This is a genomic window from Mesorhizobium sp. CO1-1-7 (assembly GCF_020164885.1).
Lineage (GTDB): Bacteria > Pseudomonadota > Alphaproteobacteria > Rhizobiales > Rhizobiaceae > Mesorhizobium > Mesorhizobium australicum.
The window spans coordinates 137,116-163,232 of record NZ_JAIUHA010000003.1 but is presented as its reverse complement, the minus strand read 5'-3'; the positions used below and the strand labels follow the sequence as shown (position 1 = coordinate 163,232).

Here is a 26,117-nt window from a genome sequence, read left to right as displayed (position 1 = left end):
ACATTTTTCCGGGCCATCCATTAACCCGTTGTCCACTGGATTCGCCTAGGTTTTCAGGCGACCGAAGAAAATGGAGTTCGAGTTCATGCGTGGCGAAAGCGGCATTGCCTTCTCAATGCCGGGGGGCGACGTATCGGGAACGAGGCAGTCCCGACCGGTCGATTTGGCACACCTTGCCCGACAAACGATGGGCGACCGCGCCCTCGAGCAAGAGGTGCTGGCGCTGTTTGTACAGCAGGCACTGTCGGTACGCGACAAAATAGTCGATGCCGACATCAAGGACCGGCTCCTGCTGGCTCATGGTTTGAAAGGGTCGGCCCGTGGCGTGGGTGCCTTCGCCATCGCCGATTGCGTCACCGATATCGAGCATCGCCCGGAAGACGCCCAGACGCTCAAGCGGCTCGGCAGGCTGATCGACGAAGTGCGCGACTTCATCGCCGCCATCAATCGCTGATCCAGGTTGCGACAAAAACGTCACGGAGCGCCGCTTTCGCACGGCAGTTGACTTGTTTGCCGGAGTGATTATCTCGGGCGAAACTCGCTTTCCCCTCGGGCGAACTCCCTTCGTCCGGGGTGGAACTCCCTTCAGGTGACAAATGACCAAACTGACCTTCATCGCCCATGACGGCACACATTTCGACGTGGACGCCGAAAACGGCTCGACGGTCATGGAGAACGCCATCCGCAACGCTGTCCCGGGCATCGAGGCGGAGTGCGGCGGCGCCTGCGCCTGCGCGACCTGCCATGTCTATGTCGATGAGGCATGGACGGCCGAAGTCGGCGAGCCCGAGGCGATGGAGGAAGACATGCTGGACTTCGCCTACGACGTCCAGCCGAACTCGCGCCTGTCCTGCCAGATCAAGGTACGCGACGCGCTCGACGGCCTGATCGTCCGGGTGCCCGAGCGTCAGGGCTGAAGCCAGCACGGGCGATTTTTGCCGCTGACGCTTGGCAGCGGGCCGCTGGTCATGCAGTCTCGCCCGGACTTTCGCAGCGAGGCGCATCATGACCGGCATCATCAGCACAGACGTCCTCATTGTCGGGGCAGGGCCGGTCGGCCTGTTCGCCGTGTTCGAGCTCGGCCTGCTGGACCTGAAATGCCACCTGATCGACATCCTCGACAAGCCCGGCGGCCAATGCGCGGAACTTTATCCGGAAAAGCCGATCTACGACATTCCCGGCTGGCCCTCGATCTCGGCGCAAGGGCTCGTCGACAAGCTGCTCGAGCAGGTCGCGCCGTTCCAGCCTGAATTCACCTATAACCGCATGGTCTCCAGCCTTGAGAAGCTGGAAGACGGCGGCTTTCGCGTCACCACGGACGAGAACGAGGTATTCGAGGCCAAGGTGGTGGTCATCGCCGCCGGCGGCGGCTCATTCCAGCCGAAGCGCCCGCCGATCCCGGGCATCGAACCCTATGAGGGCAAGAGCGTCTTCTATTCGGTGCGCCGGATGGAGGATTTCCGCGGCCATGACCTTGTCATCGTCGGCGGCGGCGACTCGGCGCTCGACTGGACGCTGAACCTGCAGTCGATGGCAAAGAGCGTGACACTGGTTCACCGGCGGGCCGAGTTTCGCGCGGCGCCCGACAGCGTCAACAAGATGTATGCCATGCAGGAGATGAAGCAGCTGGAATTCAGGGTCGGTCAGGTGACCGGGCTCACCGGAGCCGATGGCCAGTTGTCATCGGCCACCATCAAGGGCGGCCCGGATGGCGACATCGAGGTGCCTTGCACCCGCATGCTGCCGTTCTTCGGACTGACCATGAAGCTCGGCCCGATCGCGGAATGGGGGCTCAATCTCCACGAGAACCTGATCCCGGTCGATACCGAGAAGTTCCAGACCTCGGTGCCCGGCATCTTCGCGGTGGGCGACATCAACTGGTACCCGGGCAAGCTGAAGCTGATCCTGTCGGGCTTTCACGAGGTGGCGCTGATGGCGCAGGCCGCCAAGCGCATCGTCAGCCCCGGCGAGCGTATCGTGTTCCAGTACACGACCTCGTCCACCAGCCTGCAAAAGAAGCTCGGCGTTTCCGGCTAGTTATTCCGCCAGGATCGGCGCCGGATCATCGACGTGGCCCCGAAGTTCTTTCTCGGGCATCAGCGTCAGCGTGACGAGGCCCAATCCCAGAGTGCCGGCCGCGACGAGAAAGATCATCACGAAGGGTTGGGCCGATACGACATGTCCAGCCACCTGAACGCCTTCGCCGGCCAGCGGCAACCCAAAGCCAAGGGCGACCGCGCCGAGCATCGCCACCCCCAATGCACTGCCCAGCGAACGCAGAAAGGTAAGCACCCCCGTCGCCACGCCAAGATGCATGCGGTCGACGGCGTTCTGCACGGACACGGTGGTTACCGGAAATGTCGTGCCGGTTCCCAGCCCGATACAGATGGTCAGGGCTTCGACGACAAGCAGCGATGCATGGCCGGCGACAAAGGCCAGCAGGCCCATGCACAGGATGGCGAAGACGACGCCGACCACGGCGATGCGCTTGTAGTGGGTGAAGCGTGGTATCAGGCGGCCGCTGGAAGCGGCGCCGCCCACGGTTCCAAGCAGAAGACCAAGCATTGCAATGCCCGACTCGCTGGCCGTGAGGCCGAGTATCGACTGCAGATAGACCGGCAGATACACGGCAAGGCCGACGCTGGAGGCCTGGAGCAGGAACATCGACAGGGTGCCGGCCAGGACGATCGGGTTGCCCAGCACCTCGAGCGAGATGAGCGGTTCGGCCGCCCGCATCAGCCGCAAGGCAAAGGCGCCCCAGAACAGCGCGGAGCACGCCAGGACGCCGATGACTTCCGGCGATAACCAGGGATAGGCACTGCCGCCCCAGTTCAGTGCCAGCAGCAACAGCGCCGTTGCCACGATCAGCAGCAATGCGCCAAGGCCATCGATGCTGTGGTTCTTGGCAGCGATGGGCAGCTTCTTGAGCGGCTTGTTGATGATCGCCATGGCAAGAAAGCCCAGCGGGATATTGATCCAGAAAATGAGAGACCAGTGCAGATGCTCAGCGAAGGTGCCGCCCAGCAGCGGCCCGGCGACGCTGGCAACGGCCCAGGTGCCGGAAAACCACGCCGCATAGCGCGCCCGCTCGCGCGGCGGGACGAGGTCTCCGACCACGGTCTGCGTCAGCGCGAAAAGACCACCGCCGCCGGCCCCCTGGATCGCGCGACCCAGGATGAGGACGAACATGTTGGGGGCCAGTGCGCTGACCAGCGATCCAGCAAGGAAGATGAGGATTGCCGCGTAGACGGTTGGCCGACGCCCATAGACGTCGGAAATCTTGCCGTAGAGCGGTGCCACGGCGGTTGCGGTCAAGAGGTAGCCGGTGACGATCCATGGCAGGTATTCGGCACGGCCGAGCAAGCGCCCGATGGTCGGCATGGCGGGCGCGACGATGGTCTGGTCGAGGGCTGCCAGCAGCATCGACAGGAGAACGCCGCCAATAATGGCGTTCTTTTCGCTTTCGCTCAGCGGCGCGCTCACGGCCGCCACGGCCTGCTTGTCGACAGCGTGGTCCATAAATCTTCTCGTCCATGCGCTTTGCGCTGCCGCATCACCATTGGGCTTGTCTGGTGCATCCGCGGCGTGATCGATCGTGATGCCCGTGCTTCTGGATTGTGCCCTTGGCAACCCTGGATATGTCGTTCCGTATAGGCCGATTTCGACGGTTGCTCGAAAAAAATTCCAAGCTGGCACTACGCTTCCGCCCGGCTGGCTTGCATCCAGGCGAACGGAGGCGGCGAGGAGATTCAGGCCGGCGGCCGCAACTGGCCGCTCTCGATGCGCTCCATCCGGTAACGCAGCAGCCGCAGGATGCGGCTTTCGAAATTGGCGCCTTCGACACGGTCGAACCGCACCTGGTCCCTGTCGTGTTTGGCAAGCTCGGCCGCAGTGATCGCGGCGGCCTTGGCCTTTGCGGCATCGCAATCCTTCTGCGGATAAGCTGCCTTCAGGGCGTCTTCCAGCGCGCGGCCGTGGTTCTGGGCGATCTCGACATGGCGGTCTTCATGGCGCTTGATGTCGGCGGACAAGGTATCCCAGAACAGCCGCACATCGGCGTCGGCTTTGCGCGGGCGGCGCCATTCCGGAAGGATCACCTTGACCTTGACGGTGACGGCCGCGTCGGCGATCCGGCAGGAGCCCGGCTGGCTGGCGTAGCTAATGCGTGTCGTGAAAGCCATCTGGGTGGCGCCAGGGTGGCGCGACCCCGTGCTTTTGACCTGGGGCCCGTGTTTGGCAAGTTGCTGCTCGATATCCTCCAGCGTTCTGCCGCCAATGGCGAAATAGCTGTATGTCTTCACCAGATTGGCCGCATTCGCCGGAACGGCGGCGGTAAGCAGCAGTGCGCAGAGCAGGGATCGTATCATCATGTTGCCTCTTCAATCACCTTGCTTTACGGCCTTCGCCGGCGCAACGGAATTGATCCAATGCGGACCACAGATCGTTGATGACATCTTGGTTGATGAGCCCATGGTTGAAGCGCAATGACGGCGGGGCGATGGCAATTGGCGCATGGACGCCATCTCGAGCTTGGCGGCAAGGCCGTGGTCGTCGGCATCCTCAATGTCACACCCGACAGCTTCTCCGATGGCGGCTTGTTTGATGCTCCTGAACCCGCGCTCGTCCAGGCGCGCCGCATGATCGGGGAAGGAGCCGCCGTCATCGATGTCGGCGGAGAATCGACTCGCCCGGGCGCCGCCGCGATATCGGCCAGCGAGGAGCAGGCCCGTATCCTGCCCGTGATCGAGGCGTTGGCGCAGGTCGGCGACGTGCTGATTTCCGTCGACACCTATCGTGCCGACACCGCCCGGCTCGCCGTCAAGGCCGGTGCGCATATCGTCAACGATGTCTGGGGTCTGCAGCGTGAGCCCGACATTGCGCGGGTGGCGGCCGAAACCGGCGCCGGGCTTGTCATCATGCATACCGGACGGGATCGCGACAAGCTGCCCGATGTGATCGCCGACCAGCTGGCGTTCCTGGGAAAATCGCTTGAGATCGGGCGCGGGCAAGGTGTCGCCGACGGCCATATCGTGCTCGATCCCGGCTTCGGCTTCGCCAAGGAGACGGCGGAGGAAAACCTCGATCTGATGGCACGGTTTGCCGAGCTTGGCGCGCTAGGCTTCCCGCTGATGGCCGGTACGTCACGAAAGCGTTTCATCGGCACCGTCACCGGCCGCGACGCCGCCGACCGGGCGGCCGGCACGGCGGCGACCAGCGTCATTCTCCGGCTCAAGGGCGCGCATCTGTTTCGCGTCCATGATGTCGCAATCAACGTGGACGCGCTGGCGGTGGCGGATGCTATGCTGGCGCGGGAAACCGGATCGGAACGCTGAGCCATGTATGTCATCCGCATGAAGAATTGCGCCTTCTTTGCCCGGCATGGCGTGCTGGACGAGGAAGAAGCGCTGGGGCAGCGCTTCTATGTCGATGCCTCGCTCACCGTCGAGCCGGGACGCGCGCTCGTCGATGACGCCATCGGGGAAACGGTGAATTACGGCGTCGCCTTCACCGTCATCGAGGAGATCATCACCGGACACCGGCGCTGCCTGATCGAGGCGCTGGCCCTGGAAGTCGCGAAGGCTCTCACCGGGCGCTTTCCCCAGATCCGGAAAGCCGAGGTCACCGTTCGCAAGCCCAATGCGCCGGTGCCTGGCGTGCTCGATTACGTCGAGGTGACCGTTGTCTGGCCCGAATAACACCGTCTATCTGAGCCTCGGCGGCAATCTGGGCGATCCGGCGGCGTCGATGGGAGCCGCGTTGCGCCTGCTCGACGCCGATCCCGATACCGACATGGCCGCCGTCTCCTCGCTCTACCGGACGCCGCCCTGGGGCAAGCTCGACCAGCCGGATTTCCTCAATGCGGCCGCCGAATTGTCGACGCGGCTGTCGCCGCGGGCATTGCTCGACCTCTGCCTCGATGCCGAGCGAAAGCTCAAACGTGTGCGTGAGGAGAGGTGGGGGCCGCGCCTCATCGACATCGACATCCTGGTGTTCGGCGACCGCATCATCCATGAAACGGGCCTGGAAGTGCCGCACCCGCGCATGTTGGAGCGCGCCTTCGTGCTGGCGCCGCTGGCCGAAATCGCGCCGGATCTTGCCGTCGGCGGCAAACGCGTGGCCGATCGCCTGAGCGCGGTGGATGCGGCCGGCATCGAGCGGCTGCCGTCGGGCCGCGACTGGTGGCGGCGCTAAATCGCGGATCAGCCGGAGAAACCACCGTCATCCAGGAATGCTTTTTCCTCAGCCGTGGTCTCGCGGCCAAGCATCCGGTTGCGGTGCGGAAAGCGGCCGAAGCGCTGGATAATGTCGCGGTGCTCCAGCGCGTATTTCAGATTGAACGCGGCCCTCGCGGTATGAAGTTCGACCGACCGTTCCTGGTCCGCAAGGTTTTCCGAATGTTCGAACGGCAAATAGAGGAACACACGGACCTCCGGCTCCAGTGCCAGATCGTGGCCGGCATCGACCGCTTTTTGCGCAAAATGCTTTGCCAGTGGGTCGGTCGCAAACATGTGGCCGGTGCCGCGAAAGCAATTGCGCGGGAACTGGTCGAGCAGGATCATCAGCGCCAGCGAGCCCTCGGCATGGCTTGACCAGACATCGCATTCACGGCGCGCTGCAGCGTAGTGGAGATCGAGGAAGCGGTCGCGGAAATCGGCATCGAAAGCGTCGTTCTTCTCGAACCAAGCATCCTCGCCGGCGTCGCGCCAGAACTTGGTGATCGACAGGGCTCTTCTGTCCAATTCCATGCCTAACTCCCTCAATCCGCCGATTCGGATTTATGCAGGACGCCGGCCGTTTCCTCGTTGAGCGCCTGGCCAGGACGGCGGGGCGTGGAGAGTGGGGTCGGGATCGGCGTACCGATATTGCCTTTCAGGAAACGCTGTCCCGAGCGGATGCCTTCGGCGAGCTGGGTCTCGAACCGGGCCGTGTCGCGGCGCCTGACGTCCTCGATCGTTTCGGCGACGTCCTCGGGATCGACGCCCAGCGCCTCGAGGGTCGAGCCACCAAAGACGAGCGCCGATTCGAAGGTTTCGCGCAGCTGATAATCGACGCCGGCGCGGATGAGCTGCAGCGCCGTGCCGCGGTCGAACGCACGGGCCAGCACCGTAAGCAAGGGGAACTCAGCCTTGACGAGTTCGGCGATGCGGATGGCGGCGTCGGGCTTGTCGACACAAATGAGCACGGCCCGCGCCCGGCCGGCCCCGGCCGCGTGTAGGATGTCCAGCCGCGTGCCGTCGCCATAATAGACCTTGAAGCCGAAATCGGCGGCCGCCTGGATCATCTCGACATCGTTGTCGATGATCGAGACGTCGATGCCGCGCAAGAGCAGGGGTTGGCTGGCGATCTGGCCGAAGCGGCCAAAGCCGATGATCAGCACGCTGCCGGACAGGCCGTCGGCGACTTCGACGCCGTCCAGCGACTGCTCGTCCCGTGGCGTGAAATAGCGCAAGGCGATGATCGCCAGCGGCGTCAGCACCATGGAGATGATGACTATCGCGGTCAGCGTTGCGTTTGCCTGGCCGTCGATGATGCCGACGGCGGCGGCCGCGGAATAGAGCACAAAGGCGAATTCACCGCCTTGCGCCATGAAGACCGCGCGCTCCAGTGCCTCGCGGTGGCCTGATTTCAGGATGCGGGCGACAATGTAGATGCCGAAAGCCTTCATCACCATGTAGGCCACGACGTAGACGGCGATCAGCTTCCAGTTCGCGGCCACCACATGCAGATCGAGCGACATGCCGACCGCCAGGAAGAACAGGCCGAGCAGGATGCCGCGGAACGGCTCGATGTCGGCTTCAAGCTGGTGGCGGAAGGTTGATTCCGAGAGCAGCACGCCGGCCAGGAACGCGCCCATCGCCATCGACAGGCCGCTGAGCTGCATGGCAAGCGCCGATCCGAGCACGACCAGCAGAGCCGCAGCCGTCATCACTTCGCGCGCACGGGCATCCGCCAGGATGCGGAAGAAGGGGTTGAGGAGGTAGCGTCCCGCCACCACCAGGCCGATGATCGCGGCGAGGCCGATGCCGACCTCGGTCAGCCGCTCCGACAGGCTGGTACCGGCACCGCCCGGCGCCAGGAAAGCAATCAAGGCGAGCAGCGGCACGATGGCCAAGTCCTCCAGCAGCAGGATGGAGACGATGCGCTGGCCCTTGGGCGCGGCGATTTCGCCGCGTTCTTCCAGAAGCTGCATGACGATGGCCGTCGAGGTCAGCACGAAACCGGCGCCGGCGACGAAGGATTGCGCGATCGGAAACCCTCCGGCCATGCCGACACCAGTCAAGAGCACCGCGCAGACGCCGACTTGAAGCGCGCCCAGCCCAAAGATCTCGCGGCGCAGGCCCCAGAGCCGAGACGGCTGCATTTCCAGGCCGATGATGAACAGGAACATGACCACGCCGAGTTCGGCGACATGGAGGATGGCTCCCGATTCGGAAAAGACGCCGAGGCCGAACGGACCGATCACCACGCCGGCGGCCAGGTAACCGAGAATCGAACCGAGACCCATGCGCTTGAAGATCGGGACGGCCACCACGCCCGCCGCCAGCAATGCCACCACCTGAATGAGATCGCTGCCCGCTGCCTCTGCCGCCATGATCCGTCCCTTTGTCGTATAGCACTCCTTGCATGCAGTGGGAGCGGGAGGCAAGGGCGGGAAGCCTGCCAGGAAAGGTAGGGTGCTGCCGGTGCGACTCCCCCGGTGGAACAACGGTCTCCGCTTGTCTGCGGGACGTTCGGCATCTATATCAGCTGCATGCTTGACCGTTCGTCCCAGCCGTCTTCGCCGTCCCATATCCCGATGGATGCGCTCAGCGAAGTCCTGCAAGACTTTCGCCTGAGTGGCGTCAACTATGGCCGCTGCGAGCTCCGACATCCATGGAGCATAGAATTTCCGCGACAATCGCTGCTTCGTTTTCACTTTGTCGGCCAGGGTCCGTGCTGGATTCACACCGAAGCGCAGGGCTGGCAAGAGTTGCGCGATGGCGATCTGGTGCTGCTGCCGCAGGGCATCGCCCATCGGCTGGCGAGTGCGCCGGACGTGGTGGGCGACTCGCTCGAGGGCTGCCAGGTGATCAAGTTAGGGGGCAATGTCTGCGAAGTGGTGCGGGAAGGAACGGGCGCGACAAGCACCCTTTTCTGCGGCTCCATGGCCTTGGACTCCTGTGCGCTCAATCCATTGATCACGTTGATGCCGGCTGTCATCAAGGGTTGCGACGTGGCCGGCAATGACCCGGTCGTTGGTCCTTTGCTGGCTGCCATGACGATGGAGGCCGCGCAACCGCAGATGGGCAGCGCCACCATCTTGTCGCGTATGGCGGATTTGCTGACAGCCCGGCTCATCCGCTGTTGGGTCAATTGCAACGGAGCCTCGACCACAGGTTGGCTCGCAGCCATCCGCGATCCCCATATCGGCCGCGCCCTGGCAGCCATGCATCGAGACCCCGGCCACGACTGGACGCTGGGAAGCCTTGCGAGCGTGGCAGGCCAATCGCGATCGATTTTCGCCGCGCGTTTCAGCGCTGTATTGGGCGAGGGTGCCGCGCGCTATCTCGCCCGCCTGCGCATGCAGCTTGCCCGCGAGTTGTTGGGGCAGAGCGGCTTGTCGGTTGCCGAGGTCGCTACCCGTTTGGGCTATGATTCCGAGGCATCCTTCGCTCGCGCGTTCAAGCGCATCACCAATGTCTCGCCGGGAATTGTGCGTCGCACAAATCCCGGACGAATAGACATGAATTTCGGATTTTAAGATACATATCATCCGACAGAACTCGTCTATCAAGATCTCCAAACTTGGAGATCTTTCCGTGACAGACACAACATTACAGCTTGAAGACACCGCGATTGGCCTTGATGCCGACACGCCGGCCGCGTGGAGTGCAGCCACCTGGTTTGCGGTCATTTCACTGGCGGCCACCAGCTTTGCCCTGGTGTCGGCCGAATTCCTGCCGGCAGGCCTGCTGACGCCAATGGCGCGCGATCTCGGTATCAGTGAGGGAACGGCCGGACAGGTCGTCACCGCCACCGCTTCCGTCGGCGCCGTGACGGCCATGTTGAGCAATGTTCTCATCGGCCGATTGAACCGCAAGACGGTGCTGGTCGGTCTCATGGCTTTGGCGGTGGCTTCCAATATCCTTGCGGCGCTGGCACCCAATTTCTGGCTGTTGTTGTTGGGCCGGGCCGGGCTGGGGATCGCTCTCAGCGCTTTCTGGGCACTTTCGGTTGCCGTCGTGGCGAGGCTGGTCGGCGCCAATGCGACAGGCCGGGGCATGGCTATCGTTACCCTCGGCGTCTCGCTCGCCACCATTGCCGCGCCGTCCTTGGGGGCGTTGATCAGCGACTGGCTGGGATGGCGCAGCGCCATGGCCATGACAGCGGGGCTGGCCGTATTGGCCATGTTGGCGCAGTTGCTCAGCCTGCCGACCTTGCCGGCGACAACAAGCAACAGTCTTGCAGACGTGTTTCGGCTTACACGGCGGCGCGGCATTCAAATCGGCATGCTGGCCATTGTCTTGCTGATGACGGGGCATTTTGCTGGTTCTGTCTATGTGCGCCCCTTCCTCGAACACGTCACGCTGCTTGCAACCGGTCCAATTGCCCTGGCTCTGCTTGGGTTTGGCATCGCCGCTGTGATCGGCAACATTGCCGGCGGCCGCATGGCCGATGCCAATATTCACATGGCTCTCGTGGTCACCGCGGCGTTAATGGCGGTTGCGGCGCTGGCCTTGGTGCTTTGGGGCGTGCACATTGGCGTTGCCTTCGGATTCGTCACGCTTTGGGGCTTCGCCTTCGGCATGGGGCCGGTGGTGCTGCCAACCAATCTCTCGCGTGCGGCACCTGACGCGCTGGAAGCAGCGGGCAGCCTGATGGTCGTCTCTTTCCAGGTTGCCATCACGATCGGCGCGGTTGTCGGTGGCTATGTCGTGGACACCTATGGTGCCACGGCGCCGTTGACCGTTACGGCCATCCTTGCTGCATCGACAGCTGTGCTCGCTCTGCTGCAGCCTCGCGGCTGAACTTTGCTCCAGCTGACATCGAACTCGAACCGCCGCAATGTTGCAGGCTCTTTACACAAGTTTACGCCATGGGCGCGTTGCTTGTTGCCGCAATCGAAGGCTAAGCACGCTCGGCTTCGGCCATTGGGGGTGAGCGGCGATCAAGTCGCACCCTTTTGAGGAGATGACTGACATGAAGAAGTTTTTGCTCGTTGCCGCCGGGCTGGCGGTGCTTGCCGGCTCGGCCTGTTCGAAGGCGCCGGAATGCACGACCGAGATCGCGACCAAGAAGGCGCAGGACATGGCCGCCGCGCTGCAGGAGGCGATCACCAAGGATCCGTCCAAGGCGGCTGACCTGACCGCCAAGGTTCAGGCGGTGACGACCAAGTACCAGGGTTCCACGACCCTGGCCGATGCCTGCAGGGCGTACGACGAGCTGACCAAGGCGATCAAGGGCTGACGCCTGGTTCGTCCGTTTCCAAGGAGGCGGTGGCGATGGGCCGCCGCCTCTTTGTTTTGTGGGGTTCGAAAATCCCAGGAAAAGTGTTTTTCCGTCCGGAATAGCGTAGGCGAGGGTGTGCTCAGTTCGGCGCGATGGAGCCGACTTCGACGGCATCGACGCGCTTCAGGCTCATGCCGATGACGGGCACCAACTGGTCCTGAACGCGCACGGCAACCGTTACGGTCATGGAATTGTCGTCGGGAATGCGGGCCTGCATGACACCGCGCAATTGGTTGCGGTTGATGGTGAAGACCACCTTGTGGGCATCGACGACGTTGCCGCCGATGATATCGAGGCCGGCGCCGGCAGCGCCACCCATGAAGGAACCCTTGTAGTCGCGGCCCTTGCGCTCGATCTTGGCCGACATGGGCTGGGTGAACATGCCGACCCGGCAACCGCCGTCCAGTGTCATGCCCATCTTGCCGTCCGGCGTGGAGCCGGTGAAGCTGCAGTTGAATTTCGTGCCCTTGTATTTGCCGGCGACGATTTCGCCCGGGCCAACCCATTTGCCTTCGGCCGACTGGAAAAACTGCTTGTCCGGTTCCGTGGCAGAGGCCGCCGAGGCAATGCCGACGACAGCTGTGATCACCGTCGCCAGGGGCAGGACGCTGGACAGAATTACGCTTTTCATCGACGACACCCGGCAACAACGAGGCTGTTTGAAACCCGTTCGACCATGAAGAAGATTGGTTAATGCTTCGTCACCGCGGGCCCTCGAAACAGCAGTCCGATCATCGTCCCGAAGAGCTGGACGCTATTTGCCGGAGCCGGCTGTTTCGGCGTCTTTCTTGGCTGCGAACGACGTCAATGCGGCGAGGAAATCGCCCAGCCCCGGGCGCCTGGCAGCGCTGAAGGGCAGGGGACGCGCCGTCTCCATCGCGGCGATACCGATGCGCGCCGTCATCATGCCGTTGACGACGCCTTCGCCCAGCTTTGCCGAGAGGCGGGCCGCCAGGCCGTGGCCGACGATCTGCTGGACGAAACTGTCGCCGATGGCGATCGAACCGGTGACCGCCAGATGCGCCAGTACGCTGCGCGCCAGGCGGAAGAAACCCAGCGTTCCGGGCCGTCCGCCATAGAGTTCCGAAAGCCGGCGGATGAGGCGCCCGGCCTCGAACACCACATAACCGACATCGACCAGCGCGCGAGGGCTCACGGCCGTCACCAGCGAAACCCGCTTGGCGGCCTCGAGAATTATCACCTTGGCCCTGACATCAAGGGGGCCGAGGATTTCCGCCTCCGCCAGGCGCACCAGATTGGCGCCGTCGATAATCTCGCCGCGCAATTCAGCCAGCGCGCGCCGGCCGGCAGCGGTCTCGGGTTTGGCCGCGACAAAGGCCGACAACTCGTCGACCACCGCGCGTGCCGCCTTCGGATCGTCGCGCGCGATGGCATCGAGCGCGCGCTTCTGCAGCTTTTCGACCTCGGCGAGGCGGGCGATGGCCAGGAACTCGCGAATCAGGATTACCAGCAGCGCCAGCAGCGCAATCGCCGCCATCCCGGCGGCCAGCCAGCCCAGCCATTCGGCGCGGGCAAAGAGATCGCGTATCAACTGGTCGGTCCACAGGCCGACAGCCAGCGAAACCAGCACGCCGAAGGCGCCGAAGAAGATGCTGCCGAGAACCGAGCGCCTTCTGGGGGCGACCGATGGCGGCGGCTCGGCGGCAATAACGTCCGGTTCGTCGAAAACGTCGACCTCCGCCGGGATGACCAGCGCCACATCAGCCTTCATGGAGCGCGGTCTGCGCGACGGTTCGGTCTGGCGTGCTTGTGGCGCGTCTTGTTTCGGCGCGGCTTCCGGCTCGATGCGGAATGCCGCCGGTTTGCGGGGCGCGGTCATGCCAGATAGTCTCCGATCAGGAACTGCAAGGCGCGGTCTAGCCTGATATGGGGCAGCGACAGCGTGACACCTTCGGCCGTGCGTTCGAGTTTCGGCGGACGGAACCGGACGAAGCGGATTGCCGGGTCCGTGGAGTCCTGTCTGTGATCCGGCCCCGAAAGGTCGAAAACAGCATCAATGTTCTCCGGCAAATCACCAGGAAATATAGCTGTTTCCGTCTTTCCGTCGAATGTTTCACCATCGATCTTCTCGCCGGCGATCGGCGTGCCGATGATAACAGGCAATGTCTCGCGGCCCTGCTTGACGGTGCCTTCGCGGGTGGCGCGCACCGCCGCCATGGCGACGACGTCGACATCGGCGCCGGTGAAATTCGCCCGCGCCACGGCGCGGTCGGCAAGGCGCCGCACGATCGCCTGCAACCGGTCATGGCTTTCGTGGTGCAGATGATCGGCCTTGGTCGCCGCGACCAGGATGCGGTCGATACGCCGGGAGAAAAGGTCGGTTATGAAGCTGCCTCGGCCGGGGCGAAAACAGCTGAGGATCTCGGTGACAGCGCGCTCCAGATCGGCCATGGCACCAGGCCCGGCGTTCAGCGCCTGCATGGCGTCGATGAGCACGATCTGGCGGTCCAGGCGCGTGACGTGCTCGCGGAAGAACGGTTTGACGACATGCGTCTTGTAGGCCTCGTAGCGCCGTTCCATCATGGCGTGCAACGAGCCGTTGCGCGCGCGCCTGTCGCCCAGGCCGGCCAGCGGCGCGAAAGTCAGCGCGGGCGAGCCTTCGAGATCGCCGGGCATCAGGAAACGGCCGGGCGGCAAAGTCGAAAGCGCCCGTTCGTCGAGCTTGCATGCCTTGAGATAGGCGGCGAAGCTTTCAGCCAGCCGGCGTGCCGTCATTTCCTCGGCGTCGGCATTCGGGTCGATTTCCGCCGAGATCGCTCGCCAGGCCAGCGAAAGGTCCTCGCGCACCGGCAGCGTGGCCATTTCGAGGGCTTCGCGCGAAAAATCGGCGAAGGATTTGCCGAGCAGCGGCAGATCGAGCAGCCATTCGCCGGGGTAGTCGACGATGTCGACCGACAGCTTGCCCGACGAGAACATGCGGTTCCAGCCGGAGGCCGATTCATATTCGATCGTCAGCCGCAGTTCCGAAATGGCGCGGGTCGAGTCCGGCCAGACGCGATCGTTGACCAAAGCGGCGATGTGGTCTTCGTATTGAAAACGCGGCACGGCGTCGTCGGGCTGCTGTTCGAGGAAGGCGCGCGCGATCCGCCCCGATTTCTGCGCCTCGAACAGCGGCAGACGTCCGCCGTGGATCAGATTGTGGACGAAGGCAGAGATGAAGACGGTCTTGCCGGCGCGGGAGAGACCCGTCACACCCAGACGCAGCGATGGAGAAAAAAGTCCGGTGGCACGTCCCGACAATGTGTCGAGGGCAATTCTTGCCTCGTCGGTGAAGGTGGTCAGCGATGATGCCAAAATATGATCTCTCGGGCTTGCGTCCGCCCGATATAGGCGCTGGAACCCGGCTTTGAAATGGCGCTGGAAATCGGCATCAGGGATCGGCCGGTGTCAGGAAGGCTTCGAGATAGCCCGCTCCCTGGGTCGCTTTCGCCAGATCGCCGGGGAAACGGACGACCGCAAGACCCGAGGTTGGAAAGCCGTGATTGAGCATTGCCCGCTCCGCCTCGCCGCCATCACCCGAAACCGCCATGGCGAGATCCTCCGTCATCGGGTTGTGGCCTATGACCAGCAATGAACCGGGGCCGCCATGATCCCGGACGAGGCGGAGATAGCAGGCCGCGTCCTCGCTGTAGAGCGCGTCGAAAAACAGCACCTTGCCTGTGTCGGTCTGTCCGGCCAGACCCTCGAGGGTTTCCCTGGCGCGTTTGGCGTTGGAGCACAGCGTCAGGTCCGGCACATAGGAGCGGGAACGCATCGCGGTCCCCATTTTTTCGGCATCGGCGCGGCCGGATGCGTCCAACGGACGATCGAAATCACGCATGCCCGGCAAGGCCCAGCCGGCCTTGGCGTGTCGCAACAGATAAAGCCTGCTCACCCAACCTCCAACGGTGCCCGAGAGGAGAAGTCCTGCCGCGATTAGCCACGAGAAAAGCCGCACGCACAATGGTACGCGTGCTTCAGCACGGCGAATCACTTGCACGCGATGGGCGAGGATCGTCGTACTTTCGCCATCAAAACAGATTTATGCCGCTCCGGAGAAGGCTGGAGACGCACTTTAACAATTGCGTGAGTCGGTGGCTGATTGCGCTTGTGCAGGCGTCTGGTGGCGAATATATAGGCGCCAAATTTGGGGCTGTTGGGTGAGTCGAATGAACGACATCGTTACCGCCGATTACATACCCTCCGAAGACGAGCCGTTCATGAACGAACGGCAGAAATCCTACTTCCGCCAGAAGCTCGTCACCTGGAAAAATGACATCTTGCGCGAGGCGCGCGAAACCCTCGAAATCCTGCAGCAGGAAAACGCCAACCATCCCGACCTCGCCGACCGCGCCTCTTCGGAAACCGACCGCGCCATCGAACTCAGGGCCCGCGACCGTCAGCGGAAACTCATCTCAAAGATCGATTCGGCGCTGCAGCGCATCGATGAAGGCACTTACGGCTATTGCGAAGAAACCGGTGAGCCGATCGCCTTGAAGCGGCTCGACGCGCGCCCGATCGCCACCTTGTCGATCGAAGCGCAAGAACGGCATGAGCGCCGTGAAAAAGTCTATCGCGACGACTGATGGACCGCCTTTGCATTGATTTCCAAATGGCTGGTTATCCGGCCATTTCTGTTCGATGCGTGCCACCTTCAATAGATTTGAACACGCTTGAACGCCGGCCAGCCTAGTCACTGGCAGGCGACAGTTCATCTCTTGACCTAGGCGCAGTTCATCTCTTTTGGCTTGAAAGTTCGCCCAACAGCCTGGTCATTTCATCGTCGAGCGAGGGCGGCGCCTTGGCTGCCGGTTTGCCCACCGGGCCGCCGGAGCGGGGCTGGTCGAGCGAAACCTCGAGTTCTTTCATCAGCGTGTCGTCGATGCTGTCCTGCGTCGGCGGTGGCGGCGTGTGCCTGGCGGCATTGACGTTGGCGGAGCCATAGGCAGGCAGCGGCGTGACATTGGTCGATTGATAGGTTTGCGCCGCTGGTTTCGGTGCGGGCGCCGGAGCCGGTGGTGGCGCCGCCGGACGCTGGCGGGCAGGCTGTGCCATGGCCACCGGCTGCGGAGCGGGTGCTTGTCTCGGAGGCACGGGAGCGGGCTGCGGCGACCGCGGCTTCGCAGCCGGGGCGGCGGCCGCCGGGACAGGCTGCAGGCCGCCATCTCCAGTCAACGCCGGACGGCGCGGCGCGGCGAGGCGGATGTCGCGTTCGACAACGACGTCGGTCGGGCCGCCGATCAGAAGCAGATGTTCGATGTCGTCGCGTCGCACCAGCACCAGTCGGCGATGGCTGTCGACGGCGGTTGCGTCCATGACGGCGAGCCGCGTCTTGCGGTTGCGCCCGCCGGCGACAAACGTGCCGAAGGTCAGGTTGCGCACGAGCCTGACGATGACGAGAACGATGACCAGCAGGATCAGCGCCGCGAAGGTCCACAGGAGTGCCGCCGCATAACCGGGACCCGCCACGCTATCCAGCCACTGCATTGGTTTCCCCCGAACGGTTTGGAAAGTGGACGCGACACTAGACCGTTGCGACTGGCTACCGCAAGTTGCCTTTCACGCATCGTGAACAGCTTGAAACACAGGGAAGGCCAGCCGACAGCATTTTTATCCGACATTTGCCGCCCGGGCCTTTTCCAGACCAGGAGAATGTGATTCAACCGGCTAAAGCGCGTCGCGCTGAAACGGATTCATGCGGCGCGTTTCAGGTCCGTGTTTTTCATGCATGTCGTTTTCCCAAAACCGAAGTCATTTTTGGGCGACATGCATTGGGGGCGGGTGTCGGAACATCGGATTTCATGAGCAGGGGGCATATGGCCAAGGAAGCGCGCGGCGATTTCTATCCGGCACCGATCGTCGACCAGAATACGCGACCGGGCGCGGTCACCCGGCTTATCATCTTCATCGTCGTCCTGACGGGCGCCGCAATCGTCTTCGGCCTTTTCCGCGAGCGCCTCGGCGATCCGTTCCTGCTCGGCATGCTCGGCGTACTGGCGATGATCGGTGTCGGCTTCCTGTTCGCGACCGCGATCGGCTTCGTGCAGATCACACCGCGCTCGACGGGCGACGAACTGTCCAAGGCCTTCGTCGATTCGATGTCGCAGGGCCTGCTGGTCACGGACACCAAGGGTCGCGTCGTCTACGCCAACCGCGCCTACGCCGATATGACCGGCGCCTCATCGGCCGCTGACCTGAAGACGGTCGAAGGATTGCTCTCCGATGTCCCCGAAGCCTCGGTGACCATTTACCGGCTGGCGTCCGGCTTGCGTGACGGGCAGCCGGGCGACGGCGAGTTCCGGCTGGCGCAATCGATCCGGCCCGGCGCCGAACCGGGCGCGCGCTGGTACCGAGCACGCGCCCGCGCGTTCAGCGTCCCGGGCCAGCGGCTGCCGATGCTGGCCTGGCAGCTCGCCGACATTTCGCAAGAGCGGGCCGAGCAGGAGCGTTTCTTCCTCGATCTGCAGAAGGCAATCGACCACCTCGACCACGCGCCGGCCGGCTTCTTTTCGGCCGACCAGGACGGCCGCGTCACCTACATCAACGCCACGCTCGCCGGATGGCTGGGCATCGATCTCGCCAGCTTCACCCCCGGTGCCGTCGCCTTGCCCGATATTGTTGCCGGCGACGGCATGGCGCTGGTGCGCTCCGTCAAGGCGGACCCCGGGACGACGCGCAATGCGGTCATCGATCTCGACTTGACGACGATGACCGGCGAGGCGCTGCCGGTGCGCTTCATGCATCGCGTTTCGGCCAGCCGTGAGGGCGTCGGCGGGCCAACCCGCACCATCGTGCTTAACCGCACACAGGGCGAGGATGCCTCGGCCGACCTGCGCGCCTCGGAAGTGCGCTTCACCCGCTTCTTCAATTCGACGCCGATGGCGATTGCCGGTGTCGATGCCAGCGGGCGCATCCTGCGCACCAACGCACCGTTCCTGTCGCTGTTTTCCTCGGTCGTCGACCGCGATGCCGTGGATCGCCGCGTGCGGCTCGACACGGTGATCCATGACCGCGACCGGCCGGCCTTTGCCGCGGCTTTCGAGAAAGCCCGGCAGCGGCAGGCCGACATCGATCCGATCGAGACCGTGCTGCCCGGCAATGATGAGCGGCATATCCGTTTCTACGTCAACGCCGTGGCCGATGGCACCGGCGGCGAAGGAGCCGAGGAAGCGGCCATCGTCTACGCCGTCGAGACGACCGAGCAGAAGGCGCTCGAAGGGCAGATGGCGCAAAGCCAGAAGATGCAGGCCGTCGGCCAGCTCGCCGGTGGCATCGCGCACGACTTCAACAATGTGCTGACCGCCATCATCATGGCGTCCGACCTGCTTTTGACCAATCACCGGCCATCGGATCCGTCCTTCCCCGACATCATGAACATCAAGCAGAACGCCAATCGCGCGGCCTCCCTGGTCAGGCAGTTGCTGGCCTTCTCGCGCAAGCAGACGCTGCGGCCGGAAGTGCTGAGCCTCACCGACGTGCTCGCCGATCTCAGGATGCTGCTTGCCCGGCTCGTCGGCAACGACATCAAGCTCAAGGTCGACCACGGCCGCGACCTGTGGCCGGTCAAGGTCGATATCGGGCAGTTCGAGCAAGTGGTGGTCAACCTGGCGGTCAACGCGCGCGACGCGATGCCGGCGGGCGGCGATCTCACCGTGCGCACCCGCAACGTGACCGCCGAGGAATGCAAGACCTTTCCCTACCGCGAACTCGCGGCCGCCGACTATGTGGTGGTCGAAGTCGAGGATACGGGTTCAGGCATCGCGCCCGACGTGCTGAAGAAGATCTTCGAGCCGTTCTTCACCACCAAGGAGGTCGGCAAGGGCACGGGCCTTGGCCTGTCCATGGTCTACGGCATCATCAAGCAGACCGGCGGTTTCATTTTCTGCGATTCCGAAGTCGGCAAGGGGTCCACCTTCCGCATCTTCCTGCCGCGTCACATCGTGGAAGCGAAAACGGCAGCCGAAGCCGGTGAAGCGCCGGCGGCAGCGGCAGTCAAACTGGCCGATAGCACCAAGGATCTGTCCGGATCGGCGACGGTCCTGCTGGTCGAGGATGAGGATGCCGTGCGCATGGGCGGCATGCGGGCACTGACTTCGCGCGGCTATACCGTTCACGAGGCATCCTCGGGCGTCGAGGCGCTGGAAGTGTTCGAAGCGCTGGGCGGCAAGGTCGACATCGTCGTTTCCGACGTGGTGATGCCGGAAATGGACGGGCCGACCCTGCTCGGAGAGTTGCGCAAACGCCAGCCGGACATCAAGTTCGTTTTCGTCTCCGGCTATGCCGAGGACGCTTTCGCCAGGAACCTGCCGGCGGAGGCGCATTTCGGCTTCCTGCCAAAGCCGTTCTCGCTCAAGCAACTGGCCACGATCGTCAAGGATGTCCTTGAATCCTAGGTGCTTCCAATGCCGCACTCTTGCACAACGCCGTAACAACGCCATGATTGTTGAAAATACAGCAGGCGGGCTTGGGGGAGCGGCTGTTGACGCCACACATCGAGGCAGGCAAGGGCGATTACGCCGACACGGTTTTGTTGCCGGGCGACCCGCAGCGCGCGGAGTGGATGGCGCAGACATTCCTGGAGGCATCGCGCTGCGTCAATCGCCGACGCGGCGCTCTCGGCTTTACCGGCTTGTTTCGCGGCAAGCCTGTCAGCATTCAGGCGACGGGCATCGGCGTTTCATCCTTCCTGATCTACGCCCATGAACTGCTTGACTTTTATGGCGTCCGAACACTGATCCGCACCGGTACCTGCGGCAGCCTGAGCGCCGAGGCAAAGCTGCGCAGCCTTGTGATCTCGCAATCGGCACGGCCTGAAAATACCGAGAGCGGTCGAGTTTTTGGCCTTTACGTAGCCGATGTTGGCCCGGATCCGGCGCTGCTGGCTCGCGCATTGAGCAAGGCAGCCGCACTTGGCATCGACCACCACGCCGGCCTGACAGCCTGCACCGATATATTCTACCATCCTGAAGCGCGTGCCCGTTATGCCGACGCAAGGGCGCTCGGGGCGCTGGCGGTAGACATGGAAACCAGCGCTCTCTATCGCATATCGGCCCATTTCGGCGCGAGGGCGTTGTCGCTGCTGACCGTCGTCGACAATCTGCTTACCGGCGAACAGACCGACTATTCCGAACGCCAGGCGCTTTTCACCGACATGAGCCGGCTCGCGCTCGAAGTCGCCACGGAAGGGCGCTAGGCGGCCTCTCGCTTCAACACCTCCTCCATGGATGGTCGGTGGCCGCGTAGATAGAGTGCGCAAGTGGTGCGCAGCATCGACGCGAAATTAGGGATCTCGCCGTTGATCTCGATGGCTTCGTCGTAGAGCTTCGAGATGAATTTCGGCGTCGTCAGGTTCTGGCTTTCGGCGATTTCGTCGAGCAAGGCCCAGAACGTGACCTCGAGCTGGATGCTCGTCGAATGTCCGTCAATGCGGATAGACCGGTTGATCTGACGATAGCCTTCCGGATCCTGTGCGGCAAAGACTCTGCACATCGTTACCTCCCGTTTTTGTTGGTCTTGGGCGCCGACGGGGCGGTCGGTGCCTTTTGAACGCTGCCTGCGGTTTCATCATCGACCGGAAGGTCGTCAACGGCAATCAGACTTTCGTCCTTGGCAGACTTACGTCCTTGGGATGGGCATATCCGTTTTTCCAACCCCATGCGTGGTAGTCGGCTGCCACCACCTTTCTTCACCGGCGCGCATAATCACCTTCGAAAGCACGAAGCTGCGGAGTCTGATTTGGCGAAGGCAATCCACACCATGATCCGGGTTCTCGACGAAGCCCGCTCCATCGATTTCTACACCAAGGCATTCGGCCTTGAGGTCGCCCAACGGCTGGACTTCGAGACCTTCACGCTGGTCTACCTCAGCAATGCCGATGCGCCTTTCGAGGTTGAGTTGACCGTCAACAAGGGGCGCGCGGAGCCCTATGCGCTGGGCGACGGCTATGGTCACCTCGCGGTCTCGGTCGCCGATCTCGACAGCGAACATGATCGGCTCGGCGCTCTCGGCCTCAATCCGAAGAAGATCGTCGAATTCAGCCGCGACGGTTCGCTCATCGCCCGCTTCTTCTTCATCGAGGATCCCGACGGTTACAAGGTCGAGGTCCTGCAGCGCGGAGGGCGCTTCCAATAGGGACAACCGGCCGTGCGGACCGGCGCGGCGCCAGCAACGGCACTCTTCGAGTGCGAACAGCAAGCAGGGAGGAAAACATGGTCACGATCCACGAGGGGAAGCCCGGGCTTTCACGGCGCGAACTTCTCAAACGCGGCGGCGTCGGCGCGCTGCTCGTCATTTCCGGCAGCGCCGTCATCAGTCCGCAACATGCCTGGGGGCTGGAAACCTCGGCTCTGAAGCCCGAGACAATGGCGACGCTGATCCAGCTGGCGCGCGATATCTACCCACATGACCAGGTCCCTGACAAATATTACGCCGTGGCGGTCAAGGGCCATGACGAGATGGCCGCCAAGGACAAGGCTCACAAGGAGCTTATCGAAAACGGGATCGCCGATCTCGACAAGAGAGCCGGCGAGGGCGGTTATCGCGGGCTCGGCTGGGAGGAGCAGCGGGTCGCGCTGCTCAGGGACATTGAGGGTACGGCCTTCTTCCAGGCGGTTCGCGGCGGTCTTGTCGTCAGCCTCTACAACCAGAAGGAGGTCTGGCCGATCTTCGGCTACGAGGGCGAATCCTATTCCAAGGGCGGCTACATCGCGCGGGGATTCAGCGACATCGAGTGGCTCTGACCCGCTTCGCCTCAACCGCATTCAATTGATTTCATGGGAGGAAACCATGGCAGCAGCATTTGATCTGAAAAACGAGGGCGTGGTCGTCATCATCGGCTCCGGCGCCGGCGGCGGCACGCTCGGCAACGAACTGGCGCAGAAGGGCATCGATGTCGTCATCCTCGAGGCCGGTGCCCGCCACGAATATGAGGACTTCATCAACGACGAGTGGGATTCGTTCGCTCAGCTCGCCTGGACGGACAAGCGCACCACATCGGGCGATTGGCGCGTGGCCAAGGATTTTCCCAACCTTCCGGCCTGGATCGTCAAGTCGGTCGGCGGCTCGACCACGCACTGGGCGGGCGCATCGCTGCGCTTCCAGGAGCATGAGTTCAAGACGCTGTCGACCTACGGCAAGCTGGGAGGCGCCAACCTTTTGGATTGGCCGGTGACGCTGGCCGAGATGGAGCCCTATTACGCCAAGGCGGAAGCCAAGATGGGCGTCACCGGCACCAATGGCTGGCCGCGCCTGCCGGGCAATAACAATTTCAAGGTGCTGAAGGCCGGCGCCGACAAGCTCGGCTACAAGGAATGCCATACCGGCAACATGGCGATCAACTCGGTGGAGCGCGACGACCGCAATTCCTGCCAGCAGACCGGCTTCTGCTTCCAGGGCTGCAAATGGGGCGCCAAATGGTCGACGCTCTATACCGAAATCCCGAAGGGCGAGGCGACGGGCCACCTCGAGGTCCGGCCGAACGCCATGGCGATCAAGATCAACCATGACGCCTCTGGAAAGGTCACCGGCGTCGTCTATGCCGACAAGGACGGCAAGCTGCAGGAGCAGAAGGCCCGCATCGTGGCGGTCGCCGGCAATTCGATCGAGAGCCCGCGCCTGCTGCTCAATTCCGAATCAGCCAAGTTCCCGCACGGCCTTGCCAACTCGTCAGGGCAGGTGGGCAAGAACTACATGCGGCATACCACGGGATCGGTCTATGCCATCTTCGACAAGCCAGTGCACATGTATCGCGGCACAACCATGGCCGGCATCATCCGTGATGAGGCGCGCCATGATCCGTCACGCGGTTTCGTCGGCGGTTACGAGTTCGAGACGCTGTCGCTCGGCCTGCCCTTCATGGCTGCCTTCCTGAACCCTGGCGGCTGGGGGCGTTCCTTCGCCACCGCGCTCGACCACTACGACCACATGGCCGGCCTGTGGATCGTCGGTGAGGACATGCCGCGCCAGGAGAACCGCATCACGCTGCATGGCGACGAGAAGGACGAGCACGGCATGCCGATCGCCGATGTGCATTTCGACGACCATGCCAACGACACGGCGATGCGCAATCATGCCTACAAGCAGGCCACCGCGCTTTACGATGCGGTCGGCGCCACACGCACTTTCCCGACGCCACCCTATCCCTCGACGCACAATCTCGGCACCAATCGGATGAGCGAGAAGGCCGCCGACGGCGTCGTCAACAAGCATGGCCAGGCACACGACATCAAGAACCTGTTCGTGTCGGACGGCAGCCAGTTCACGACGGGTGCGGCCGAAAACCCGACCCTGACCATCGTGTCGCTGGCGATCCGCCAGGCCGACTATATCGCCGCGCAGATGTCGGCGAAAACCATCTGACCTCCCGACTGCCTGCTGGCGCGGAACTTGACCAGTTCCGCGCCTTTTTTTATGGCCTCAGGCGCCGACCGGCTGGCGGTCCTTCGGCAACATCCAGATGAGATGAGAAGACGGGCAGGGTTGCAGACCGAGGCGGTGTCATTGCCAGGGAAGATCTATTGATTGCTTCCCCTGGTGCAGGTCGTGGCGGTGAAGGCGCCGTCGGGCTGCTTCATGATGATGTCGAAGGAGGGCGGACTCTGGCCGTCCAGCGTTGCCTGGGTGAGCGAGAGCGAGTTGCCGCCGGTGGTGTAACCGCCAACTGGTCCCAACCAGGAGATCACGCCGTTTGCATCCATCTGGTAGTTGTAGCCCTGCTGCGCGGTCCCGAACGTGACCGGGCCGTTGTAGACGTTTCCCTTGATGGTGATGTCGCCGAGGTTGAGGAACATGCCGAGCAGGTAGGCCTCGCAGTGATAGATGCCGTCGGGCATCCTGCCGTCGCTGAAGTCGGCTCGGGCCGCTCCGGTTGCCGCCGCCAGAGCCACTATGCCGATGAATATGCGTGAAATGGCTGATGTCATGATGCCGTCCGCTTGAACGACCAAGCTTGCCCTATTTTTGCGCCGCGCCGCAACATTTGCCGTCGGCGATCTGCCTTCGAGATCAAAATATAGGCATATAAAGAAAATGGGCAAAACTTAGGCATATGCCTTGTGCATTGCGCAAATTTCCCTCAATCAATTTTTAACCGGCTCTCTTTGTTTCGTTCAATCTAATATAGCAACGCACTGATAACATGTATCTATTTTGCGCTTTTCCGCATGCCTTCAGCGGTTGGCACGGGGGTTGCATTGCATAGTCGCGGTGCAATCAAACCAGCTTGGGAGTCTTCCGCATGAGGGGTAATTTCTCGACAATAGCAAAAATGTTCTCGGCGAGCGTAGTTGCCGCCGGCCTGGTGATGTCTGCTCCGGCCAGGGCCGCCGATGACACGATCAAGGTCGGCATTCTTCATTCGCTGTCGGGCACGATGGCGATTTCGGAGACGACGCTGAAGGACGCCATGCTGATGCTCATCGACGAGCAGAACGCCAAGGGCGGCCTGCTCGGCAAGAAGCTCGAAGCGGTCGTCGTCGATCCGGCTTCCAACTGGCCGCTGTTCGCCGAAAAGGCGCGTGAGCTGATCTCGAAGGACAAGGTCGCCGCGGTGTTCGGCTGCTGGACCTCGGTGTCGCGCAAGTCGGTGCTGCCGGTGTTTTCCGAACTCGACAATATCCTGTTCTATCCGGTCCAGTATGAGGGCGAGGAAAGCGAGCGCAATGTCTTCTACACGGGTGCCGCGCCGAACCAGCAGGCCATTCCGGCCGTCGATTACCTGATGAGCGAGGACGGCGGTTCGGTGAAGCGCTGGGTGCTCGAAGGCACCGACTACGTCTATCCGCGCACCACCAACAAGATCCTCGAAGCCTATCTGAAGGCCAAGGGCGTCGCGGCCGAAGACATCATGGTCAACTATACGCCATTCGGCTTCTCCGACTGGCAGACCGAAGTCTCGGCGATCAAGAAATTCGGCTCGGCCGGCAAGAAGACCGCCGTCGTCTCGACCGTCAATGGCGATGCCAACGTGCCGTTCTACAAGGAACTCGGCAACCAAGGCATCAAGGCCGAGGACATCCCGGTCATGGCCTTCTCGGTCGGCGAGGAAGAGCTGGCCGGTCTCGACACCGCGCCGCTGGTCGGCCATCTCGCCGCCTGGAACTATTTCGAGAGCGTCGATACGCCCGAGAACAAGAAGTTCATCGCCGACTGGCACAAGTTCATCAAGAGCGACAAGCGCACCACAAACGACCCGATGGAAGCTCATTATATCGGCTTCAACATGTGGGTGAAGGCGGTTGAGAAGGCCGGCACCACCGATCCGGACAAGGTCATCGACGCCATGATCGGCGTTTCTGTGCCAAACCTGACCGGCGGCTACTCGACGATGATGCCGAACCATCACATCACCAAGCCGGTGCTGATCGGCGAAATCCAGGCCGACGGCCAGTTCGAAACGGTTTCGCGCACGCCCGGCCTTGTGATGGGCGACGAATGGTCCGACTACCTGCCGGACTCCAAGGATTTGATCTCCGATTGGCGCAAGCCGCTGTCGTGCGGCAACTTCAACGTTGCCACCGGCAAGTGCGGCGGCAAGGGCACAAACTGATCCTCCCCGGGCTGGGCCTTCATGCCAAGCCCAAGACCGCACGCGTCCGGACGGTTTCCTCCACTGTCCGGACGCGCCCATT

The 26,117-nt window shown here is 62.9% G+C and carries 27 protein-coding genes; 16 read left to right on the top strand and 11 right to left on the bottom strand.

What is annotated here, in order from left to right; all coding sequences use genetic code 11:
• The first annotated feature begins 85 nt into the window (after window positions 1-85).
• The 3 genes from LB516_RS07435 (at window position 86) to LB516_RS07425 (ending at window position 2,037) form a co-directional block, all read left to right on the top strand.
• Window positions 86-454: an Hpt domain-containing protein gene (locus LB516_RS07435; RefSeq protein WP_015317671.1), complete on the top strand. Its 369-nt coding sequence runs from the start codon at window positions 86-88 to the stop codon at window positions 452-454.
• A 142-nt stretch (window positions 455-596) separates the two neighbouring features.
• Window positions 597-917: a 2Fe-2S iron-sulfur cluster-binding protein gene (locus tag LB516_RS07430; RefSeq protein WP_015317672.1), complete on the top strand. Its 321-nt coding sequence runs from the start codon at window positions 597-599 to the stop codon at window positions 915-917.
• Window positions 918-1,005: 88 nt separating this feature from the next.
• Complete coding sequence (locus tag LB516_RS07425) at window positions 1,006-2,037, top strand: NAD(P)/FAD-dependent oxidoreductase (RefSeq protein ID WP_140616266.1); 1,032 nt, start codon at window positions 1,006-1,008, stop codon at window positions 2,035-2,037.
• Here the strand turns inward: LB516_RS07425 and LB516_RS07420 are convergent, their stop codons facing one another.
• Window positions 2,038-3,519 (bottom strand): MDR family MFS transporter, encoded by a 1,482-nt coding sequence (locus tag LB516_RS07420; RefSeq protein ID WP_224719247.1) that lies wholly within the window; start codon window positions 3,517-3,519, stop codon window positions 2,038-2,040.
• A gap of 230 nt (window positions 3,520-3,749) precedes the next feature.
• A complete protein-coding gene (locus tag LB516_RS07415) occupies window positions 3,750-4,370 on the bottom strand; it encodes a DUF922 domain-containing Zn-dependent protease (protein ID WP_141906691.1) in 621 nt (206 codons plus the stop codon).
• Between the two features lie 114 nt (window positions 4,371-4,484).
• Between LB516_RS07415 and folP the strand changes: the two genes are divergently transcribed.
• From folP to folK, 3 genes are read left to right on the top strand one after another with little or no spacing between them, the layout of a single operon-like run.
• Entirely contained in the window at window positions 4,485-5,333 is an 849-nt protein-coding gene (gene folP, locus LB516_RS07410; protein WP_140664267.1) for a dihydropteroate synthase, read from the top strand.
• A 3-nt stretch (window positions 5,334-5,336) separates the two neighbouring features.
• Window positions 5,337-5,696 carry a dihydroneopterin aldolase gene (gene folB / locus LB516_RS07405; RefSeq protein WP_140616272.1) on the top strand — a complete coding sequence of 120 codons (360 nt, stop codon included), beginning with the start codon at window positions 5,337-5,339 and terminating at the stop codon, window positions 5,694-5,696.
• On the top strand, window positions 5,680-6,192 hold the full coding sequence (gene folK / locus LB516_RS07400; protein ID WP_015317678.1) for a 2-amino-4-hydroxy-6-hydroxymethyldihydropteridine diphosphokinase: 513 nt from the start codon (window positions 5,680-5,682) through the stop codon (window positions 6,190-6,192). Before folB ends, folK begins: the two co-directional genes overlap by 17 nt.
• An 8-nt stretch (window positions 6,193-6,200) precedes the next feature.
• On the opposite strand, the gene LB516_RS07395 is transcribed toward folK, so the two are convergent.
• Window positions 6,201-6,746: a DUF924 family protein gene (locus LB516_RS07395; RefSeq protein WP_224719246.1), complete on the bottom strand. Its 546-nt coding sequence runs from the start codon at window positions 6,744-6,746 to the stop codon at window positions 6,201-6,203.
• Window positions 6,747-6,757: 11 nt separating this feature from the next.
• Window positions 6,758-8,593 carry a monovalent cation:proton antiporter-2 (CPA2) family protein gene (locus tag LB516_RS07390; RefSeq protein WP_015317680.1) on the bottom strand — a complete coding sequence of 612 codons (1,836 nt, stop codon included), beginning with the start codon at window positions 8,591-8,593 and terminating at the stop codon, window positions 6,758-6,760.
• Between the two features lie 159 nt (window positions 8,594-8,752).
• On the opposite strand from LB516_RS07390, the gene LB516_RS07385 reads away from it, so the two are divergent.
• The 3 genes from LB516_RS07385 to LB516_RS07375 all read left to right on the top strand — a co-directional run bounded on the left by LB516_RS07385 (window position 8,753) and on the right by LB516_RS07375 (window position 11,448).
• Complete coding sequence (locus LB516_RS07385; protein ID WP_015317681.1) at window positions 8,753-9,742, top strand: AraC family transcriptional regulator; 990 nt, start codon at window positions 8,753-8,755, stop codon at window positions 9,740-9,742.
• Between the two features lie 58 nt (window positions 9,743-9,800).
• Entirely contained in the window at window positions 9,801-11,009 is a 1,209-nt protein-coding gene (locus LB516_RS07380; protein ID WP_224719245.1) for an MFS transporter, read from the top strand.
• Between the two features lie 172 nt (window positions 11,010-11,181).
• A complete protein-coding gene (locus tag LB516_RS07375; protein ID WP_224719244.1) occupies window positions 11,182-11,448 on the top strand; it encodes a hypothetical protein in 267 nt (88 codons plus the stop codon).
• 121 nt (window positions 11,449-11,569) lie between these two features.
• Here LB516_RS07375 and LB516_RS07370 read toward each other — a convergent pair whose 3' ends face one another.
• The 4 genes from LB516_RS07370 to LB516_RS07355 all read right to left on the bottom strand — a co-directional run bounded on the left by LB516_RS07370 (window position 11,570) and on the right by LB516_RS07355 (window position 15,385).
• Window positions 11,570-12,121, bottom strand: coding sequence for a hypothetical protein (locus LB516_RS07370; RefSeq protein ID WP_140716846.1), 552 nt, complete (start codon window positions 12,119-12,121; stop codon window positions 11,570-11,572).
• Between the two features lie 123 nt (window positions 12,122-12,244).
• On the bottom strand, window positions 12,245-13,330 hold the full coding sequence (locus LB516_RS07365; protein ID WP_140821797.1) for a YcjF family protein: 1,086 nt from the start codon (window positions 13,328-13,330) through the stop codon (window positions 12,245-12,247).
• Complete coding sequence (locus LB516_RS07360) at window positions 13,327-14,805, bottom strand: YcjX family protein (protein ID WP_224682573.1); 1,479 nt, start codon at window positions 14,803-14,805, stop codon at window positions 13,327-13,329. The genes LB516_RS07365 and LB516_RS07360 overlap by 4 nt, the downstream gene beginning before the upstream one ends.
• A 76-nt stretch (window positions 14,806-14,881) precedes the next feature.
• Window positions 14,882-15,385: a SixA phosphatase family protein gene (locus LB516_RS07355; protein ID WP_140616288.1), complete on the bottom strand. Its 504-nt coding sequence runs from the start codon at window positions 15,383-15,385 to the stop codon at window positions 14,882-14,884.
• Between the two features lie 274 nt (window positions 15,386-15,659).
• Here LB516_RS07355 and dksA point away from each other — a divergent pair, with 274 nt between their 5' ends.
• Entirely contained in the window at window positions 15,660-16,076 is a 417-nt protein-coding gene (gene dksA, locus LB516_RS07350; RefSeq protein WP_140792588.1) for an RNA polymerase-binding protein DksA, read from the top strand.
• 148 nt (window positions 16,077-16,224) lie between these two features.
• On the opposite strand, the gene LB516_RS07345 is transcribed toward dksA, so the two are convergent.
• Window positions 16,225-16,977 carry a flagellar biosynthetic protein FliO gene (locus tag LB516_RS07345; RefSeq protein ID WP_015317689.1) on the bottom strand — a complete coding sequence of 251 codons (753 nt, stop codon included), beginning with the start codon at window positions 16,975-16,977 and terminating at the stop codon, window positions 16,225-16,227.
• Between the two features lie 329 nt (window positions 16,978-17,306).
• Here LB516_RS07345 and cckA point away from each other — a divergent pair, with 329 nt between their 5' ends.
• Window positions 17,307-19,883: a cell cycle histidine kinase CckA gene (cckA, locus tag LB516_RS07340; RefSeq protein WP_224719376.1), complete on the top strand. Its 2,577-nt coding sequence runs from the start codon at window positions 17,307-17,309 to the stop codon at window positions 19,881-19,883.
• An 86-nt stretch (window positions 19,884-19,969) separates the two neighbouring features.
• Window positions 19,970-20,683 (top strand): DeoD-type purine-nucleoside phosphorylase, encoded by a 714-nt coding sequence (locus tag LB516_RS07335; protein WP_015317691.1) that lies wholly within the window; start codon window positions 19,970-19,972, stop codon window positions 20,681-20,683.
• On the opposite strand, the gene LB516_RS07330 is transcribed toward LB516_RS07335, so the two are convergent.
• Window positions 20,680-20,979 (bottom strand): ribbon-helix-helix domain-containing protein, encoded by a 300-nt coding sequence (locus LB516_RS07330; RefSeq protein ID WP_015317692.1) that lies wholly within the window; start codon window positions 20,977-20,979, stop codon window positions 20,680-20,682. The two genes, LB516_RS07335 and LB516_RS07330, sit on opposite strands and share 4 nt — an antisense overlap.
• Before the next feature lie 246 nt (window positions 20,980-21,225).
• Here LB516_RS07330 and LB516_RS07325 point away from each other — a divergent pair, with 246 nt between their 5' ends.
• From LB516_RS07325 to LB516_RS07315, 3 genes are all read left to right on the top strand, one after another.
• Window positions 21,226-21,621, top strand: a complete 396-nt coding sequence (locus LB516_RS07325) for a VOC family protein (protein WP_140664242.1) — start codon at window positions 21,226-21,228, stop codon at window positions 21,619-21,621.
• Window positions 21,622-21,698: 77 nt separating this feature from the next.
• Entirely contained in the window at window positions 21,699-22,229 is a 531-nt protein-coding gene (locus LB516_RS07320) for a hypothetical protein (RefSeq protein ID WP_015317694.1), read from the top strand.
• Between the two features lie 46 nt (window positions 22,230-22,275).
• Complete coding sequence (locus LB516_RS07315; protein WP_224719243.1) at window positions 22,276-23,847, top strand: GMC family oxidoreductase; 1,572 nt, start codon at window positions 22,276-22,278, stop codon at window positions 23,845-23,847.
• A 155-nt stretch (window positions 23,848-24,002) separates the two neighbouring features.
• Here LB516_RS07315 and LB516_RS07310 read toward each other — a convergent pair whose 3' ends face one another.
• Window positions 24,003-24,410: a hypothetical protein gene (locus LB516_RS07310; protein WP_015317696.1), complete on the bottom strand. Its 408-nt coding sequence runs from the start codon at window positions 24,408-24,410 to the stop codon at window positions 24,003-24,005.
• Window positions 24,411-24,754: 344 nt separating this feature from the next.
• Here LB516_RS07310 and urtA point away from each other — a divergent pair, with 344 nt between their 5' ends.
• Window positions 24,755-26,035 (top strand): urea ABC transporter substrate-binding protein, encoded by a 1,281-nt coding sequence (urtA, locus tag LB516_RS07305; protein ID WP_224528120.1) that lies wholly within the window; start codon window positions 24,755-24,757, stop codon window positions 26,033-26,035.
• The last annotated feature ends 82 nt before the right edge of the window (window positions 26,036-26,117 follow it).